The sequence below is a fragment of the Psychrobacter sp. Cmf 22.2 genome (genome assembly GCF_001921745.1).
Classification (GTDB): Bacteria; Pseudomonadota; Gammaproteobacteria; order Pseudomonadales; family Moraxellaceae; genus Psychrobacter.
The window spans coordinates 185444-203316 of the sequence record NZ_MRYA01000005.1 but is presented as its reverse complement, the minus strand read 5'-3'; the positions used below and the strand labels follow the sequence as shown (position 1 = coordinate 203316).

15 protein-coding genes and 1 rRNA gene are annotated in these 17873 nt (G+C 39.6%); 11 read left to right on the top strand and 5 right to left on the bottom strand.

Going from position 1 to position 17873, the window contains the following annotated elements:
• Positions 1–257: 257 nt before the first annotated feature.
• From rrf to BTV98_RS10415, 5 genes are all read left to right on the top strand, one after another.
• Positions 258–372, top strand: a 5S ribosomal RNA gene (gene rrf, locus BTV98_RS10435).
• A gap of 197 nt (positions 373–569) precedes the next feature.
• Entirely contained in the window at positions 570–1562 is a 993-nt protein-coding gene (locus tag BTV98_RS10430) for a DUF4917 family protein (protein ID WP_075103551.1), read from the top strand.
• 125 nt (positions 1563–1687) lie between these two features.
• A complete protein-coding gene (locus tag BTV98_RS10425) occupies positions 1688–2872 on the top strand; it encodes a hypothetical protein (RefSeq protein WP_075103550.1) in 1185 nt (394 codons plus the stop codon).
• Between the two features lie 96 nt (positions 2873–2968).
• Complete coding sequence (locus BTV98_RS10420; RefSeq protein WP_075103549.1) at positions 2969–3766, top strand: hypothetical protein; 798 nt, start codon at positions 2969–2971, stop codon at positions 3764–3766.
• 103 nt (positions 3767–3869) lie between these two features.
• On the top strand, positions 3870–4679 hold the full coding sequence (locus tag BTV98_RS10415; protein WP_227511808.1) for a restriction endonuclease: 810 nt from the start codon (positions 3870–3872) through the stop codon (positions 4677–4679).
• 250 nt (positions 4680–4929) lie between these two features.
• Here BTV98_RS10415 and BTV98_RS10410 read toward each other — a convergent pair whose 3' ends face one another.
• The gene (locus BTV98_RS10410; protein WP_058369743.1) at positions 4930–5823 is read right to left on the bottom strand and encodes a pirin family protein; all 894 of its coding nucleotides are present in this window, start codon (positions 5821–5823) and stop codon (positions 4930–4932) included.
• A gap of 149 nt (positions 5824–5972) precedes the next feature.
• A complete protein-coding gene (locus tag BTV98_RS10405) occupies positions 5973–6233 on the bottom strand; it encodes a DUF1289 domain-containing protein (protein ID WP_058369742.1) in 261 nt (86 codons plus the stop codon).
• Between the two features lie 173 nt (positions 6234–6406).
• Here BTV98_RS10405 and BTV98_RS10400 point away from each other — a divergent pair, with 173 nt between their 5' ends.
• The 3 genes from BTV98_RS10400 (at position 6407) to BTV98_RS10390 (ending at position 9823) form a co-directional block, all read left to right on the top strand.
• Positions 6407–7030 carry a YqiA/YcfP family alpha/beta fold hydrolase gene (locus BTV98_RS10400; RefSeq protein ID WP_058369741.1) on the top strand — a complete coding sequence of 208 codons (624 nt, stop codon included), beginning with the start codon at positions 6407–6409 and terminating at the stop codon, positions 7028–7030.
• A 125-nt stretch (positions 7031–7155) separates the two neighbouring features.
• The gene (gene parE / locus BTV98_RS10395; RefSeq protein WP_075103548.1) at positions 7156–9045 is read left to right on the top strand and encodes a DNA topoisomerase IV subunit B; all 1890 of its coding nucleotides are present in this window, start codon (positions 7156–7158) and stop codon (positions 9043–9045) included.
• 106 nt (positions 9046–9151) lie between these two features.
• Positions 9152–9823, top strand: a complete 672-nt coding sequence (locus tag BTV98_RS10390; protein WP_058369740.1) for a lysophospholipid acyltransferase family protein — start codon at positions 9152–9154, stop codon at positions 9821–9823.
• A 165-nt stretch (positions 9824–9988) separates the two neighbouring features.
• Here BTV98_RS10390 and BTV98_RS10385 read toward each other — a convergent pair whose 3' ends face one another.
• Complete coding sequence (locus BTV98_RS10385) at positions 9989–10771, bottom strand: SDR family NAD(P)-dependent oxidoreductase (protein WP_058369739.1); 783 nt, start codon at positions 10769–10771, stop codon at positions 9989–9991.
• A gap of 309 nt (positions 10772–11080) precedes the next feature.
• Between BTV98_RS10385 and BTV98_RS10380 the strand changes: the two genes are divergently transcribed.
• Entirely contained in the window at positions 11081–12481 is a 1401-nt protein-coding gene (locus BTV98_RS10380) for a hypothetical protein (RefSeq protein ID WP_075103547.1), read from the top strand.
• Positions 12482–12555: 74 nt separating this feature from the next.
• Here BTV98_RS10380 and BTV98_RS10375 read toward each other — a convergent pair whose 3' ends face one another.
• Positions 12556–14271 (bottom strand): mechanosensitive ion channel, encoded by a 1716-nt coding sequence (locus tag BTV98_RS10375; protein WP_058369736.1) that lies wholly within the window; start codon positions 14269–14271, stop codon positions 12556–12558.
• Positions 14272–14704: 433 nt separating this feature from the next.
• On the opposite strand from BTV98_RS10375, the gene BTV98_RS10370 reads away from it, so the two are divergent.
• A complete protein-coding gene (locus tag BTV98_RS10370) occupies positions 14705–15436 on the top strand; it encodes an FKBP-type peptidyl-prolyl cis-trans isomerase (RefSeq protein ID WP_075103546.1) in 732 nt (243 codons plus the stop codon).
• Between the two features lie 104 nt (positions 15437–15540).
• On the opposite strand, the gene argA is transcribed toward BTV98_RS10370, so the two are convergent.
• Positions 15541–16863: an amino-acid N-acetyltransferase gene (gene argA, locus BTV98_RS10365; RefSeq protein ID WP_058369735.1), complete on the bottom strand. Its 1323-nt coding sequence runs from the start codon at positions 16861–16863 to the stop codon at positions 15541–15543.
• Between the two features lie 376 nt (positions 16864–17239).
• Here argA and BTV98_RS10360 point away from each other — a divergent pair, with 376 nt between their 5' ends.
• Positions 17240–17833: a hypothetical protein gene (locus tag BTV98_RS10360; RefSeq protein ID WP_058369734.1), complete on the top strand. Its 594-nt coding sequence runs from the start codon at positions 17240–17242 to the stop codon at positions 17831–17833.
• Positions 17834–17873 lie beyond the last annotated feature (40 nt).

Below are 17873 nucleotides of genomic sequence, written 5' to 3'. Positions count from 1 at the left end.
CGATGCGTGTAGCTAACCTGTACTAATTGCTCGTTTGGCTTGACCATACAACACCCAAGTGGTTTGTAGCTATCTATAGAGTGACAATTATGCGTCTGTTACGCACCTTCAATTACTTGAAGGTCCCTTAACAGACAAAACGCACAATGGTTATTTATAGAATGGTAAGCATTATATCGATATCACCTATTATTCTTGATTCAGTCAAGTAGTGTGATAAGTCATACAAAACAACAGACTCATATCTAACCCCCTTTGCTGACGACAATAGCACGATGGCACCACCTGATCCCTTCCCGAACTCAGAAGTGAAACATCGTCGCGCCAATGGTAGTGTGGCTCCGGCCATGTGAGAGTAGGTCATCGTCAGCTCTCTATTCCTAAAAAGCCCCCAACACATGAGTGTTGGGGGCTTTTTTCTTTGCGTGGGGTTTGGTGTTATAGCGTCATCTAGTGAGTACTAGCTTATAGAAGTTACTTTTGAAGCTACATTTAGATTGTCGTTCTGTGATGTTAGTGTTAAATTTACAGAACAGCAAATTACTGAGTCATTATTAAGGATTCAAACTTTGATTACATTTTCGGCTGAATTAGAAAAGAAAGGTTTCAAGTCCATTATTTTGGGCAATGGTTTTGGAATGTCGTATGATGTAGCTACGGGTGAGAAATATTTTAATTGGAATACTTTACTTGATTTATGCGATATAGATGAAGGGAGTAAAATCCACCAATTACTCACTGAAAACTCTTTTGATTTCGAGTTAGTGCATCAAAAAATGAATAATGCGATTGATGTAATCAATATGTATTCTGGGGACAGTAAATTAATACAAGAATTAGAACAACAAATACAATTTCTAAGAGAACAATTAATAATAGCTGTTTCCAGATCTCATCCTTCTTCCTTTACAATAGAATTAGGCGAAGTTGAAAATAAGAAACGTCAGCAACGAGTTAGACAATGTCGAAAGTTTTTATTTAATTTTGAACGTGTATTTTCTCTAAACTACGATCTTTTATTATATTGGGTACGTTGCTTTGAAAATGATTTTTTAGGCAAAGATTCTTTTGATAAGATAGATGGTAAATTAGTCTTTAGTCCTGATAATAATGCTAATTTTTTGTTTCCACATGGATCGTTATTCACTTATAGGGATGGAATTGGCGCTCTAAAATGCCAAAGCTCAAAGGCTAAACCTATATTAGCTAGGTTAGAAAGTAATATTAATGACGGTCATTTTCCTATGTGTATATCTGAAGGAACAGGAAAACAGAAGCTCGAAGCGATCAAAAGTAATCACTATCTAAACTTTTCGTATAATAAAATAAAGGAGTCAAAGGGAACACTATTCACTTTTGGGTGTTCATTCCTAGATTCTAAGGACGATCATATAATTAGAGCAATGCTTGAAAGTCCAGCTGATAAGATAGTTGTAGGTGAATATAGACCATCAAAGAGAAACTATCATCGTCTTGAACTTGCTTTCGCTAGTCTACAAGAAGAAATGGAAACTAAAAAAGAAATTGTAATTGCTGATACGGATGGTACTTGCATCTGGTAAGTACTTAAGTTAAATAACAAAAAATCTATAATTCTTGTTTTATTTGCTGTGATCAAACACTAATGTAAACTCGCTTCACTTTCATAAAAGTAAAGCAAACATGAATTAAGATGAGGGATAGCTATATGTCCGAGGGATTAACAGATTCAGAAAAGTTTGTAAACTCTATAAGCGAAAGAGCTTTTCTTAAACTTTGGACACATCCGAATCCAATTGGCAAAAAAGGAAAAGAGCTGTGCGATTGCTTAATTGTCTGTGGTAATCATATCATCATCATTTCTGTAAAAGATATTAAGTATAAAGATACAGGGGATGAAGCAGGCTTTAAAAGGTGGACTAAAGCTGCAATAGACAAATCAGCCTCTCAAATATGGGGCGCTGAACGATGGCTATATTCTTCAGTTGAATTTACTAGGCACGATAATCGACAAGTAGAATTGCCACTAAAAGAAAGTCGAATTGTACATCGCATATCAGTATCGCTTGGGGCTCAAAGAAAAATACCTACACAATCAGGTGATTTAGGAAATGGAGTCGTACATGTCTGCGATGAGTTTAGCCTTGGAGCGATCTTTAGTCTATTGGATACGATCACAGATTTTGTTAGTTTTTTGACCGAAGTTGAGGCTTTAATAAGTAGAGCTAATATAATTTTCAGCGGTGGAGGAATAGAGGACTTACTAGCAATCTATTTATTAAATAACTATTCATTTCCTTATGAAAAAGCTGATTTACTAATGATTGATAATACAGTTTTTAAAGGATTTATAGACTCTGATGCCTACAAAGCTATTCAAGAGTCATATAAAGTCTCCTATTTTTGGGATAATTTAATAGAACATTTTGTTAAGGATTTGCTAACAGATGGGATATTTGAATACGGAACAAATCAGATAACTAATAATCAGATGGCACTTATTCAAATGGCGCTCCAACCCCGTGGCTTCCGAGCCAGTCTTTCAGAATCTTTCTTAGAGTTCTTACAAAAGCCAGAATTGAAAATCTCCTCAAGAGTAGTCTTAGGTTATGATAATAAAGCGTTTGTATTTCATCTAGGTCCGAGCAGTGATAGAGAGTTAAGGGTTCAAGAGCTAGGTTTAAGATGCTTAGTTGTAAGAGGTCGAGTTCCTAATGTCAAAATTGTAGTTGGTATATCCAGAGATAAGCTAGGTTCATCAGAGGTTGGTTATTCTCATGATATTGTTTATGTAGACATACCGGATTGGGATAATAATCTCGAAGAACAAGTTAATAAAATACAAGACGAGCTAGGCTACTTTGCAAATGCATCTTGGGCTAAGAGGTCCTAAAATATCTAAAAAGTTACTAATGTTTAATAACTTTTCGGTTCACTCTAGATTTTTCCATTATTAAAGCTTTAATAAATTGAGAGAGTATAATCATACATGTTAGGTAAAATATTGAATAAAATTTTTACAGATGTTATTTGGCCAAAATGGTTAGGGTTTATATCAAAATCAGATAGCCCAAAAATATGGAAAAAAGTATTCTGTACAACTGCAATTCAAACAAATACTTTCTCTAGAAATTTGGCTGAGGAAATATCTAAATCCCCATCTGTTGTTCGTTTGATGTTGAATACTTTTAAACCAGATAGAAAATTTCCATCTGCAGAAGATTATGCTATCAGTATTGCTTATGAGGTAATACTGATAGACTATCATTTCTGTCTTGAAGAGAAAGTTGAAACTTGGCAAATTAGAAATTTCTCTGCTGCTGTACGTCGAGCATGGCTAAACACTATCAATGAAAGTCCAATTTTAAAAGCAAGGTTTAAAGATATTAGGGATAAGCATCCTTCAGAGTTTATGTTAGAAGATGCATCTTGTGACTCAAGTTTTAACAGTGTTTTACAAAGTCCAAGTAAACTGAAAGAGTCATACTTTGAAAGCTTTACAACACCTGATAAAACAGAAGAAGTGATTGTTTGGTTGCCTAATGAATATGGTGTAGTAGAGTGGAGTCCAGATAAAAGAATTACTGTTAAAGTCGGTTTGAATGCTTCGCTTGGAGCTGATTTAGGCTTTATCAGAGTCGGACAAGATTATTCATTATTCGATACAAGCAACGAAGTCGAATGGCTTCAAGTAGCCTATCGTGACGATGTTAGAGCGATAGAAACAATGAACTTTGGTAGTAGAAGTGTAGGTTGTGCAACAAATCATATTTTATGGTGTAAATAGCTAAAAAATTATTTAAACAAGATAAGAATATTTAATCATTATTTTTTGGTTATAGATATTCATTGTTCTAAGTTTAGCAAAATCCTAAAGTTTAAGAGAAGATATGATCAAAAAAATAGATTGGTTTGAATTCCAAGAAGATATAAAAGATCATTTTAGTTCGCTAGGAGCTGACGCAGAGACTAACGCTAGAGTGCAAGGAGTACGTACTTGTCATGACATAGATATATTCGTTAAAACTAGATTTTTAGGTGAAAACATTATTTGGATTATCGAAGCAAAACATTGGAAAAGTAAAGTAACTAAGGCTCAAGTACTAACACTAAGATCAATTGTAGATGATATAGGTGCAGACCGTGGGTTTATTATATCTTTAGCAGGATTTCAAAGTGGTGCTTTTGAAGCAGCTAATAACACTAATGTGAAACTTAAAACCTTTGATGAGTTGAAGGTTGATACTAAAGGACTGATCGAAACTGAAATTTTAAAAACATACTATAAGCGACTTTTACTTTTAGAAGATAGGTATTGGTCACATTCTAAGAAACTGAGAATCAAATACGGTCTTCGTCATGGTACAGCAGACTACTCAATGCAGTTTGTTGGGCAGCAGCTACTGTCTATAGCACGAACAGCTATTATGGCTGCAGAAGAGCGTAACTACCCTATAGATTTAGAGTCCTTTTTGAAGGAACAGAAGGGAGAGAGCATCGCTTATAATTTCCAACAGCTTTCAATGTGGCTAAATCTTAACTTAAATCATTTTGAAGAAAAGCTGCTAGTTGCTGAATGGAAAATGTATGAAAACAAAGAATATCATCCTGATACAAGATATAGAACTAAAGATGGTGAACAGACCACTACTGAGCTTATGGCTGAGACAATATACAAAGCTAGAAAAAAACGACGATAAAGAATACAAATAAAGGTGCTTCTTGATATAAATTCATATCAAAATTATTACTTCTCTAAAAAAATTCCCAGCTTCAACTACTTCCTTGAAATTAAAACACAATTGGTCACTTTGAAGTTGTCGTATTTTCTCAGTCGTCATGCCATAATTGACACTCAAAACAACAATTTTCCCCACAAAAAAAGCCCATATCAGCGAACTAATATGGGCATTAACATTTAATAGAGTATTTGAAAAATTAGACTAACCACTAAGCCCCTTCACCAAATTTACCACTTTGGAAGTCGGTGACGGCTTGCATGATTTCTTGCTGATTGTTCATGACAAACGGACCGTACTGCACAATCGGCTCACGTAGTGGGCGACCAGTGATTAAGATCACTTTGGTATCCTCACTACTATCAGCGGTAATGGTAACGCCATCCGTATTGTCATCATTTTTCAAGATAGCCATGGTCTTAGTCGGCACGGTTTCGCCTTCGATATCTACTTTACCGCGATATACAAAGGCAAATGCATTGTGATCGGCTGGAATGGCTTGGCTAAAGCTCGTTCCTGCTGATAAATGGATATCCAAGTACGTCGGCTCAGTGATGTCGCGGGTGACTGCGCCTTCTACGCCGTGTGAGGTACCTGCAATTACCGTGACGCTTACGCCATCTTCAGTAGTATATTTAGGTAGATCATCACTTTGGAAGTCTTTATACCAAGGGTCATTCATTTTATCTTTGGCAGGTAGATTGAGCCAAAGCTGGAAGCCTTCCATTGCGCCATCTTCTTGCTCAGGCAATTCTGAATGGATCACCCCGCGCGCTGCCGTCATCCACTGTACGCCGCCATTTTGCAATAGTCCTTCGTTACCTGCACTATCACGATGACGCATACGACCCGTAATCATATAGGTAATGGTTTCAAAGCCGCGATGGGGGTGGTTGGGGAAACCGGCGACATAATCGTCGGGATTGTCGCTTTTGAAGTTATCGAGCATTAAGTATGGATCAAGACGCTGTTGCAGCTGCTGCGTCAGCACACGAGTCAATTTGACGCCAGCACCGTCTTGGGTATCAACCCCAGCGTAGAGCTGTTCGATTTGACGTGATTGGGTGACAGTATCTTTTACACTATTTGCTATAGGATTAGCCATTATTCTCTTCTGCTTTTTTAATAACCGTTGATAATCATTAAGTTTTAACAATCTTCATTTATTTATTTCGAGGTTAGCAGGACAGATTCCAATGTTATTTGATAGAATCATTATATTAGTACTATTTATTGTTTATTAAGATTTAATAATTAAAATAACTCACCCACCTCAACCACTTCTTCAAAATCGAAGTCCAATTGCTGCCCTTTACGCTGGCGCATCTGCTCAATACGCTGTTTGCGACCTACGATTAGTCTTAGCACCTCACGACGTTGTTCGGTGTTCATACTTAACCATAATTGACGTTCAGTACGACTGCGTAGACAGCCGAAACAATAGCCTTTTTTATTACTAGTGCAAATCCCAACACAAGGATTGTCAATATCAAACAGTTCAATCTGCTCACTCATGACGTCTCCTTGTCTTTTTTTTATTTTGAATAACCTATTTTAAGTCAGTATTCATACTAATTTGATTTGACTATAGATTCGCGTTTTTAGCACTATTATCGCTATATGACTGGTGTTATGCTCACTATCTATCAATTTTTATAGTATAACCAATTACAAAGATGAGATTGCATATGAATATTGTGTACGTGCATGGTCTAGATAGCGATGCCAATTCTACTAAAGGACTTTTATTAGAGCAATATTGTCAACAGCATTGTCCTGATATCAAAGTACATCGTCCTGATTTAAATCAGTCGCCAGAGCAAGTGTTTAGTTACTTAACGGATCTAGTCAGTAAACTTAGCAAGGACGCCAAAACCGTCTTGGTAGGAAGCTCATTGGGTGGATATTTTTCAACGCTCGTCAGCAATCATACTGGCTGTCCTATTTTATTATTAAACCCTAGCACACAGCCGCATATTACTTTACAACGTTTTGAAGACGATAAAAACGCTGTTACTTTAAAAATGGATGACAATAAGGATGAGACGCTTTATACCACTCCTGGTGGCTGGGCGATGACGAAGGCAGACTTACAGTGGTTTGCTCATCATCAATTATTGTCGGTTGCCAATCCAAGTCAGGTCACTGTCATGCTCAAAAAAGACGATGAATTACTGGATGCCAATTTATCAGCAGCGTTTTACCAGCAGCAAGGTGCGACTGTCACCATACAAGAAGGCGGCGATCATAGGTTTAGTGATTTTGCTAAGCATTTGCCCAAAGTCATTGAAATGGTACAACAATTAGTCTGAGCTAGGTTGTCTTATAGAGACGACATTATCTGACGTAAGCTACTGACGATTGACGTAAAGAGCGCCATTTTTGGTTATAATGGTTAGATAGAAACAATGATATGTGAATAATAAAGGAAGGCATTTTGAGTCAATATAATGCACAATCGTTAGAAGTATTAGAAGGTCTTGAGCCGGTACGTCGTCGTCCGGGTATGTATACCGACACCACACGTCCCAATCATCTGGCACAAGAAGTCATCGATAATTCCGTTGATGAAGCGTTGGCTGGTTATACTAAAATCATAAAAGTTCAATTACATAGTGATGGCTCGTTGTCCGTTGAAGATGATGGTCGCGGGATGCCCACTGATATTCATCCTGAGTTTGGTCAATCAGGTATAGAGCTTATCTTGACGCGTCTGCATGCTGGCGGTAAATTTTCGACCTCTAATTATGAAGTATCAGGCGGTTTGCATGGCGTTGGCATCTCTGTCGTCAATGCACTATCGACGCGTGTTGAGGTAACGGTATGGCGAGACAGTACGCAGTTTGATATGGCGTTTGAAAATGGTGCGCCAGTCACAAAGCTTACTGAGTCTGTCAGTTCCAATAAACGAAAACGTGGTACTAGGGTACGTTTTTGGGCGGATGGAAGTTTTTTTGATACGCCCAAGTTCAATGTCAAACAGCTTAAGCACAATCTAAAAGCCAAAGCTGTGTTGGCCGCTGGTCTGACGATTGAATTCGTTGATGATATCAATAACGAAAAAGTCGTTTGGCAGTTTACCGATGGGGTGGTGGAGTACCTCAGTGAGCAGCTAGATGGACTGGAGACGTTACCACCCGCGCCATTTTATTATAATCACGAGGCAAAAGCAGGTGAACGCGCAGGCATTACCTTTGCGCTGTCTTGGTTGCCTGAAGGTGGCACGCCAATTCAAGAAAGTTACGTGAACTTGATTCCAACCGCGCAAGGCGGCACCCATGTTAACGGACTGCGTACTGGTATTTTGGAAGCCCTGCGTGAGTTTTGTGATATTCACAATTTACTACCACGTAGTGTGAAACTTACGGCAGAAGACGTATGGGACGGGATCAACTATATTCTATCGCTTAAATTCTCAGAGCCGCAGTTCTCTGGGCAAACCAAAGAGCGACTCTCTAGCCGTGAAGCGGCTGGTGCTGTGCAGACGCTTGCAAAAGATGCTTTTAGTCTGTGGCTCAATCAGCATGCTGATATGGGTACGCAAATTGCGGAATTAGCCATCAATAAAGCGGGTCGGCGCTTAAAATCTGCCAAGAAAGTCGCCCGTAAGAAAATTACTCAAGGTCCAGCTTTGCCTGGCAAATTAGCAGATTGTCGTGGTGATTTGCGTGATGGCGCGGAGCTATTTTTAGTCGAAGGGGATTCGGCTGGCGGCTCAGCTAAGCAAGCGCGCGATCGCCATTATCAAGCGATATTGCCGTTACGTGGTAAGATTCTGAACACGTGGGAGGTATCATCAGATACGGTACTATCGAGTCAAGAGATCCATGATATCGCTATTGCTATCGGTGTCGATCCGGCCTCCGATGATTTGTCTGAGCTACGTTATGACAAAATATGTATTTTAGCCGATGCAGACTCTGATGGCCTACATATTGCAACGTTAATCTGTGCTCTGTTTGTCAAACATTTCCCTGCGCTCGTTGATGCAGGACATTTATTTGTTGCGATGCCACCTTTATACCGGGTCGATGTGGGTAAAGAAGTCCATTATGCACTAGATGAACCTGAACTTGCACATATCTTAGCCAATGTGCCTGGCAATAAAAAAGCGCAGATTACACGTTTTAAGGGGCTTGGTGAGATGAGTGCAGAGCAATTGCGTGAAACCACAATGAACCGTGATACTCGGCGTTTGGTTCAATTGGATATGGATGATATCGTCCTAACCAGTAGCATGATGGATATGCTGCTCGCCAAAAAACGTGCCGCTGATCGTAAGTCATGGCTTGAGGACAAAGGTAATTTGGCTGATATTTCATTGTAGATCTTCACTCTCGCTACAAAGTAGTTTGGTTTGTATGGCGTTTTATAATTTTTAAAATGCTAAAATTTTACAAAAGGCGATTTAGTCCTATTTACTTGAGGCTAGTATTCGTTTTTACTTTATAGGCTTTAATGTATTGTCAAAACTCCCTAAACTTAGTAAAAGACACTTGGGTGATTTAGTTCCAAGACGTGGTAACAAAGTCGCGCCGATCATCGCATCGTTGATGTTAAAAGCAGCTGGCTGGCGTACAGTCGGGGAGATACCAAATATTCCGCAAGCAGTGGTATTGGCACTTCCGCACACATCTAATGTCGATGGTATCTATGCTATTCCCAGTTTATTTGCGCTAGATCTAAAAATTAGCATCATGGGTAAGCATACTTTGTTTAAGGTACCTGTATTTGCACAGTTGTTAAATTGGATAGGTGTTATACCGATTGATCGTGGCAATAAAGGCTCGGTACTACAAGCGAGTATCGATAAGTTTAAAACTGGTAAGCCGCTATTTTTGGGCTTGGCGCCAGAGGGAACCCGTCAATATACCAAAGAGTGGAAGACAGGGTTTTACTATTTAGCAGTAGGAGCCAATGTGCCAATCTTGCCAGTAGCAATGGATTACAAAACCAAAGAGATACGATTTATGTCTTTGGTCTATCCTACTGGAGATATTGCAGGAGATTTGCAAAAGATTTATAGCCAATATCAAGGAGTGGTTCCAAGATATCCTGAGCGCTTGTCGCAGCCGCTACAAGATATTAATAACGCAGGTAATTGACACTTTTATTAAAGCAGGTCGTTGTTAGGTATCTATACCCAAAAGCCCCCGATATTTTAATATTGGGGGCTTTTTCATCTTAGTTCGTTGTAGTCTAAGTTTATCGTCGAGGCTTATAATAGTGTGATTAATATCTAACCATAATAAGGGTCTTGCTATCGGACTTTAAAAGTTTGGTTGACCATTAGAAGCATTAACACCGCCATCGACAGGCAAATTAACACCAGTAATCATCGAAGCATCATCACTTGCTAAAAATGTTATCGCTGCGGCAATATCTTCAGGAGTGGCAAGGCGACCTAGTGGGCAACGGGCCAAAAATTTGTTGGTTTTAGTCTCGTTGTTTTGGATAGCACTGGTCATATTGGTTTCAGTTACGCTTGGATTGACCGCATTGACTCGTACGCCATCTGGACCATGATCTAGCGCTAACGTACGAGTTAAATTGGTAATTCCAGCTTTAGCTGCATTGTAGGCGGCCATGTTCCAATCGCCTCCAATACCCGAAAGCGATGAGACATTAATGATACTGCCTTTCGTCTTGATCAGATATGGCATCGCGGCCTGACAGACATAGAAGGTACCGTTTAAATTAACATCAATCGCTGATCTCCAATCTTCAGCTGACACCTCAGTAATTTTACCTTGTATTGCTTTGCCAGCGTTATTTACTAATACATCAATCCTTTCAAACTTTTCTATGACTCGTTTTACCATCTCTTGTACTTGGCTTTGTACGCTAATATCACAGGTAACTGTAAGGTAATTGTCGGTATGAATCCATGTACGATCTGGGGGAAACTCTTTTGCGGTTTCTTCCAAAGTTTCAGCAGTACGCCCTACTAAGACGACACTGGCGCCTTCTTGGGCAAATCGAATGGCAGTTGCTCGGCCAATACCTGAGCCTGCCCCTGTAACGATGACTGTTTTTTCTTTAAAACGTTTCATGACCTTCAATCCTTGTTATTATAAGAGAGTAAATATATAAGTAAAACCAATAGAGGCGCTGTCGATCAGTTTATAATCCATAAATCGACGTCTAAATATGGTTACTTTATTATCATCATAACAAGTCATTGCTTTGAAAGCGACAATAAAGCTGCCATGTATAATAGTCTTCTTGTATATGAGTGTTACGGTGATTAAAGGCACTGATATGGGTATTTATCACGCTGTTGAGTTTTACTTTGCGTGTTAGGTATACATTGATACTTGTTCAAAAAAGTTGTATTTTTTCAAAAATAAGAGTTATGTATTGTGTCAGACCCTACCAAACCTCTCTCTAAACGATCCCTTGCGCTAGAAGCGCTCGCCTGTTATCTACAGTTGCCGCCTTCTGCTGTGAGCTTGCCCGTATCGCACTCATCGGATATACAATACTCTGCTTGTCAGTATTTTTACAAGTTGCCAGTAGGAGAGTTACGTATATTGGAAGTGTCATTGCCCCTACCTATCACAAGCAGTACGGTTGACATTGAGACTGCACGCATCGCTGTTATCAAAGCTGCAATGATATGGCAAAAGCATAGCTTGCAGCATCATGAAGATAGTGAGACTGCGTCTCATGCAGTGTTAGTAATAGATGTTCAGCTTGTAGATAATCAAGTATTAAATACCGATAAGACTAAAGACGGTAATAGGTTACCGGATACGGAATCTATCACCTATAGTTTTGGGGCAGGTTACTTTATGGAGCACTTGGTAGCAGATGTTGGTAAAGACGAGCAAATGCTGCAAGTGTTTAGTCGTCAGGATTGGCATCTAGCTATTGAAAGGGTTCAGACTCCTTGCGACCTATGGCAATTTTTGGACTTTCATTTAGCGCATCTTAGACAATCGCTCATAAGCGGGGTAGCCAGCTTTGAATCTGAAACAGCGCTTATCTCCCAATTTATGCATAGCAACGCTTTATTATCGCATGCTATAAGTGTAGACAATGCGCTTATCAAAAATGGATTGCAGGATGAGCCAAATTCGGCTTTGATCGCGATGAGTCTGGCACAAAAACAACAAGACATGAGTTTACAGCAGACCTATCACCAGCATCAAGAACAGGCATCGATATTATGGTCACAGCTTAGTAGACAAATCATTAGCTTGGCTAGTGAGCCGTCTACTACAACCAATAAAAAGGTGGTAGACGCACAGACTAGATGGCAACGACAGCTATTAGATGAGTCCTTGTTTTCGCGTCATGAGCTCATACGTACCCTATATAAACATTCTGAGCGTGCACTTACTATGAGGGAGCATGGGTATGTTATTCATCAGCACTCTTATACAAGTCTGGGTCGTCATTATGTGATGATATTTTATGGAAAAGGTAAAGACACCGTGCAGAGTAGAGCGGCTATCCAACCAAGGCTACAAGCAATTGCACAAGATGTTACACTTCGTTTGCCACTCGTAGAGCTACATCACATTATTGTGCTTGGCATTGAGTTTGTCTTAGAGAGTGACGAGACTTATCTAGACATAGATGCTTGGATTCAGCCAGTTGAGGCTATGACTCAAAAGGAGCGTCAGTTAACTAAGCAATTGCAGCGCTTAAATCAGCAAAACAAAATGCAGGTGCAAAATAATCAGCCAATAGACGACAATCAATCAACGCGGATGCAGTTAAATTTGAACGTACCTGCACGACCTACTAAGTTATAAGCATAAAATCCAAGCCATAAAAAAAGACAGCCTAAGCTGTCTTTTTTATATTCAAACGATAGCTATACTCAAACTTATTTTAAATTATCGTTGTTATCGATGTCAGTAAAGTCTGTACCTGAACCTAAGTTTGAACCAGTGTCTAAATCACTATCACGTGTCTCTACATGAGTGATATCTACATGGTCACTACCAAGCTTAGTCGTGTCAACTACATCTGTGTGCAAATCGCTAGTCGATGTGCTAGTAGAAGCAGTAGGCGTGTTATCACGGACTGAATCAGCAACTTTTTCTTGAGTTGACGAGCTGGTATGAAGAGTAGACTTCGCTTCAGCTTTGTCCTGCTCTTTATCCATCTTATCTTGCATTTTACGTAGGAAACGAGCAGCAGCTTCTTGACCACCAAGACCGAACGATAGAGCGAAAGCAACTGCAACAGCGCCTAAAGTTAAGCCAAACGCTAGATTTACGATAGAATCAGCAATACCCATTGCTTTTAGGCCCATTGCTAACACTAAGCCCATAATTAATACACGTACGATATTGGCTAGAAATTGTGAGCCTTTTTCTGAGCGTTCAACGACACCAGCGATAATATTGGCAAGCCAAAAGCCGATGAATAGAATGATAGCACCTAAGATGATATTTGCACCGAAGGCGATAAACATCGTGATAATAGCTGAGATAGGTTCAAAACCAAGTAGGTCAGCTGCCGCGATTGCAGCAAACAACATAGCAAAGAAGATAATGGCATAACCAACTAGATCAGAGATCTTTTTGTCACCCATGGTTTCTTGCAAGCCAACTTTGGCAGGTAATTGATTAACCTGAGTATTTTCAATTAAGCCTTTGATGATGTCTGCAACCATACGTATGACGTAATAAGTCACAACAAGAATTGCTATTGCCATAAAGATATTAGGCAAAGCTTCCATAATCTTGTTCAACATATTAGTCGCTGGACGAGCGATCACTTCAATTTTTAGAGCATTTAATGCAGCAATTACGGTTGGGATAATAACAACCAAAAACGCCAAAGAACCAGCAATATTAGGTAGACTGTTCTCTTCGCTCAAACCTGCTTTTGTAGCCAAGGCTTGTACATTAAAGGTAGATACAAGGTTGGTTACGATACCGCGTACGACTTTGGCAATGATATAACCCACCACAAAAACCACAATAGCAATAAGAATATTAGGAATAAAGCTAAAGATTTTGTCAACCATGTTGGTCAATGGTGCAAATAAACCATCAAGCTCTAGTTGACCAAGTACCATAGTCAATACAACCAATAGAATGAACCAATAAACCATATCAGCAATCGTGCTGCTCATAGGTTTGACGCCAGCTTGAGCACTTAAACGCTCATCCATTGTCGTTTTTGATAAAGCAGTATTGAGCGCAGTACGAACAACAGTTGCAATAACCCAACCAATGATACCGACAGCAATAGCGCCAATAAGATTTGGAATAAAGGCAAGTACTTGATTAACCATATTTGCAAACGGCGCTGAAATTGAGTTTAAGTTTAACTGAGTCAACGCACCTGAGATAGCAATAACAAAGATAAACCAGAAAACGACCTTAGAGATTATACCTTCTAAATCGTAGGTTTTGCCTGTAGAAGAATTCATACGCTGATTTAGATTGACCTTAGCCAATACATTGCGTACTAAAGCTGCAATGCCAAGTGCAACGAGCCAACCGATCACGAAGATCAAAATAGCACCAATGATGGAGCCGATAGGCCCACCAAGATAACCATTAAAAGATGCAAACATTGGGTTCATCCTGTCCTCCTTTAATCACTATATAGTAAGTCATAAAACAATCATTGATTATATTATTGACGGATACACAGCAGTTTAAAAATAGTATTGTTTTATTTGACGTTATTGACTAATTTAATGTTTCTTTATAAAAGTTTTGTGTACATAGTTACAGTTATAAAGAAAAAAAGTCTTAAAGAATTACTTTAATTTACTTATCAACTTAGCTGATTAAGCTTAGCTGATATAATGATGTAGTTAAAGTTAGAATGCTTAACCTGACGCTATAATTGTGTGATAAGTTGTTATTTTTGAGGCCAAAATTAACAAAGACTGTACATTGCCATGTTAATTTTTTCGGAAACATAGCTCATAAAACCAAGATTTGCTATGATAGCTGGCAAATAATATTTTAGTATTCTTCATAATTGATTTGACAACTTGAGAGTGATATATGAAAAAGATTACCACCTTAACTATCAGTACGCTGGCTAGTGCAATGTTATTGGCTACAGGCTGTAGCACCAACAATGGCAATCAAGAAAGCGCTACCCCAAGTGTTTCTGTTACTGAGCAAAGCACAGCGAAAGAAAAAGTAGGCTATAGCTTGGGCTTTATGATGGCAGAAGGTAATAAAGAAGCTGTACAAGACTTAGATCTTGATACCTTTGAACAAGGCTTTCGTGATGGCTATCAAGGTGAAGAATCCGCCTTGACCCAAGAGCAGATGGAAGAGGTACTAATGACGTACCAAAAAGAACAAGAAGAGAAGTTTGTTGCAGACATGCAAAACAAAGCAGAAGAGAATAAGACCAAAGGCACAGCATTCTTAGCAGAAAATGCTAAAAAAGAAGGCGTAAAAGAGACAGATTCTGGTCTGCAATATAAAGTAATAGAAGCAGGTACGGGCAAGTCACCAAAAGCGACTGACGTAGTCGAAGTGAATTACGAAGGTAAGTTGATCGATGGTACTGTGTTCGATAGCTCTTATGAGCGTGGCGAGCCAATTGAATTCCCATTGAATCAGGTCATCGCTGGCTGGACTGAAGGTTTACAATTGATGAAAGAAGGTGGCAAGTACGAGTTCTATATTCCATCAGATATCGCTTATGGCGAAGCTGGAAACTCAGGTATTGAGCCTAATAGCACGCTTATATTCACCGTTGAGCTGCTAGAAGTGAAATAAGGCTAGATTAAGCATTTAATATCAGGCAATTAGAAAAGCCCTCATATCCAATATGAGGGCTTTTGTAGTCATGGGTTTTTGTATTATAAGGTAAAGTGCCGTATCTAAAGGGTTTTTTGGAATACTTTAGAGTTACGGCCATTGTGGTACTTTTCTTGGCGAGCTTTTGGTAATGCACTAGCATCGACTTCAGCGAAGCCTTGCTCTACAAACCAATGCGCAGTACGCGTGGTTAATACAAATAACTTATGTAAACCATGACTGCGTGCTTGCTGTTCTAAAAATGCCAGCAAATCTGCACCGCGACTACCATTACGATATTCTGGATGCACAGCCACACAAGCGACTTCTGCTGAATCAGCATCCAGTGGGTATAATGCTGCACAGCCCAAAATCATACCATCGCGCTCAATCACGCTATAGTTGTCGATTTCTTGTTCTAGGCGTTCGCGTGAGCGACTGACCAAGATGCCTTGCTCTTCTAATGGTGTCAGCAGCTCAATAAGACCGACCACATCATCGATATTGGCGTGACGAATCTCTTCGTAAGGGTCATGACTGATTAGCGTACCAGATCCATCGCGTGTAAACAGCTCCTCGAGTAGCGCGCCATCTTTGGCATAAGAAATGATATGTGTACGATGAACGCCTTGGCGACAAGCCACGCTAGCACAATGCAAAAAGTAATTAATTTCATTATTCAAATCACGTTCTCGCAAAAAACGATCCACTTCATTTGGAATCATTTCATGTAATAAGCGACCGTTGTCGTTGATGTCAGCTTCTTTACCTAAAAAGATAAGCTTGTCCGCACCAAGCGCCACTGCAGCACTAAGCGCCACATCTTCACTCAACAAGTTAAAAACTTCACCAGTTGCTGAGTAGCCCATCGAGCCTAAAATGACAATATGATCGTGTAGTAGGTTGTTCTTAATCGCCTCAATATCGATGGAGCGTACTTCACCTGTCATCTGATGATCGACACCATCACGAATACCGTAAGGACGCGCGGTTACAAAGTTACCAGAGACGGCATCAATACGTGAGCCGTACATAGGCGAGTTAGCAAGCCCCATCGATAATTGGGCTTCGATTTGTAGACGAATAGCGCCGACTGCTTGTAAGATGGATGGCATCGCAGTACGTGGCGTAATGCGTACATCATGATGGAGAGGCGAGACGATACCAGCTTCTTGTAGGTTCTTTTCTATTTGTGGACGCGCACCATGTACCAATACCAGCTTAATACCTAAGCTATGCAACAATGCAAAGTCATGAATGAGGGTATTAAAATTAGGATGGTTGACTGCCTCACCACCAAACATAATCACGAAAGTTTTGCCGCGATGCGTGTTGATATAAGGCGCAGAGTTACGGAACCAATGGACGTATTCAGGTTTAATCTGGGGCATGGCGCTAGTAGTCATAGTAGAAGCAATAGTAGTAGGTATAGTAAAGGATAAGGGATATAAAAAATTTAACGAATATTAAAGATTTACCATAGCAAAAAACATCGGTATGAGCTATCTTTTTATTTTAAGGAGCGCTGTTTGAATTTAGTCAGTTGTCTATATACACAACCTAAACACGGGGTTAGTATACCTATAAAAGCTTTTTGTTATGCTAAGTCTTATCGCATAATCAATTGCGCACATAAACTGCATTTTAAATACGTGATGCAAGCATATAACTTGTGTTGAAAAACGTTTAGAAAAAACTCTAAAAAAGCTTATGGCTTTTTGGCACCAACAAACTTTGATACGCATTGTTTTACCGATACATTAACTAGGAATAACGAATATCATGAAGAAAATAAACCATTTAGCCAGTCCCTTTACTGCTTGGAGCGGTCATCGCTTATTCCAAGTCGTCGCCGGTACCCTTATCGGTGCGATGGTAGTCACAACCCAAGCGTCAGCTATGCTGCCAACACCAGAGCCTGCGCTTGACGGCTCCACTGCTATGAACACAGCTGTAAGTGCTGATGGTAGCAAATCAAATATGCAAGCCGTTAATACCAAGATTACAGCTTCTGTTATCAGCGTCGATGCAAATGGACAAGAGACATTGGTACCTGTAGATGCCAATACGCGCCTGCAGTCAGGTAACATTCTAGAGTATCAAGGGTATTTTACCAATACCAACCCAGATCGGGTACGTAAGATGACGGTTACATTGACGATTCCTGAGCAAGTGGAGCTGTTACGCGCGGTGTCTCCTGATTTTCCATACGGTAGTGTCGATGGTGATACTTTTGCTCGGATGCCGTTACGTACGCGAGTTGATAACCAACTGCAAGAGGTTGATCTCAAGCATTACAAAGCAGTTCGCTGGGATATCGAAGGTGTTGGTCTTAATGATACAGTGATGGTTAAGTATCGCGCAAAAGTTAAATAAAGCGCACATTTGATATTTCAATAAGTAATAGAAAAGCACG

Excerpts from the sequence above, each read along its gene's own strand:
- BTV98_RS10425 (WP_075103550.1), top strand. The coding sequence starts at position 1,688 with ATGTCCGAGGGATTAACAGATTCAGAAAAGTTTGTAAACTCTATAAGC.
- BTV98_RS10420 (WP_075103549.1), top strand. The coding sequence starts at position 2,969 with ATGTTAGGTAAAATATTGAATAAAATTTTTACAGATGTTATTTGGCCA.
- BTV98_RS10415 (WP_227511808.1), top strand. The coding sequence starts at position 3,870 with ATGATCAAAAAAATAGATTGGTTTGAATTCCAAGAAGATATAAAAGAT.
- BTV98_RS10410 (WP_058369743.1), bottom strand. The coding sequence starts at position 5,823 with ATGGCTAATCCTATAGCAAATAGTGTAAAAGATACTGTCACCCAATCA.
- BTV98_RS10405 (WP_058369742.1), bottom strand. The coding sequence starts at position 6,233 with ATGAGTGAGCAGATTGAACTGTTTGATATTGACAATCCTTGTGTTGGG.
- BTV98_RS10400 (WP_058369741.1), top strand. The coding sequence starts at position 6,407 with ATGAATATTGTGTACGTGCATGGTCTAGATAGCGATGCCAATTCTACT.
- BTV98_RS10385 (WP_058369739.1), bottom strand. The coding sequence starts at position 10,771 with ATGAAACGTTTTAAAGAAAAAACAGTCATCGTTACAGGGGCAGGCTCA.
- BTV98_RS10375 (WP_058369736.1), bottom strand. The coding sequence starts at position 14,271 with ATGAACCCAATGTTTGCATCTTTTAATGGTTATCTTGGTGGGCCTATC.
- BTV98_RS10370 (WP_075103546.1), top strand. The coding sequence starts at position 14,705 with ATGAAAAAGATTACCACCTTAACTATCAGTACGCTGGCTAGTGCAATG.
- argA (WP_058369735.1), bottom strand. The coding sequence starts at position 16,863 with ATGACTACTAGCGCCATGCCCCAGATTAAACCTGAATACGTCCATTGG.
- BTV98_RS10360 (WP_058369734.1), top strand. The coding sequence starts at position 17,240 with ATGAAGAAAATAAACCATTTAGCCAGTCCCTTTACTGCTTGGAGCGGT.